Source organism: Hymenobacter sp. AT01-02 (genome assembly GCF_000961955.2).
Lineage (GTDB): Bacteria > Bacteroidota > Bacteroidia > Cytophagales > Hymenobacteraceae > Hymenobacter > Hymenobacter mucosus.
On the sequence record NZ_JZIR02000021.1, the window covers coordinates 1 to 705 of the forward strand.

Below are 705 nucleotides of genomic sequence, written 5' to 3' on the forward strand. Positions count from 1 at the left end.
CCTCATACGTGGTCATTTTGTTAGTAAGCAGGGGCGTGGGGGACCCGCCGCCAGCCGGGAATGTTAGGCCCGCCTGCTGGCCAAACAGCCAGATAGATTGTTCACGCTGCGCAAACGAAACGGCCGGCAGCAACAGAAGCAGTAGCGGCAACAGAATCGGAAGTCGTTTCATAGTAAGGGTTGAGTAGCTCTCCTGAGCTGTTACTACAAATAGCTAATGCAATTTCGTGCCAGATATGAAGCGCCAAGCGCACCGAAACGGCAACATGCCCGCGTAGTACTGCTCTCTTGCCAAGCGCGGCTGCTACCTAGTTTCTGATTAGTGCACCAACGGGCCGCCGCCCAGCTTCATACGTTCCACTCGCCGGCCAGCAGGCGCGGAAGCAAGGGCGTGATGATGCGGTAGCTTGCCCCCCAGAGCTTGTAGCCACCTGCAATGCGGTAGTAGGGCACGCGGCGGGGGCCGGGCCAACCGGGTAAGTGCCAGTCTTCCTCCGTATGGGTGGCAGCATCCAGCAGGTGACGTAGCGGAATTTCCAGCACCTCGTCTATTTCCTCGGCTTGCCACTGCCACACCTCCGGCCGCCGAATGCGGCCGAGAAAAGGCGCAATGCGGAAGCCCGTGGGCACGGCCACAGTGGGCAGAGAAGTTAAAATTTCGACGTTGGCGGGCGGCAGGTGTACTTCTTCGTGGGCTTCGCGCAG

1 protein-coding gene is annotated in these 705 nt (G+C 59.6%); it reads right to left on the reverse strand.

Annotated elements, in window-relative coordinates; genetic code table 11:
* Positions 1 to 348 precede the first annotated feature (348 nt).
* Positions 349 to 705, reverse strand: a 357-nt coding sequence (locus tag VI25_RS25105) for an NUDIX hydrolase (protein ID WP_161806906.1), incomplete at its 5' end; no start/stop codon positions are given.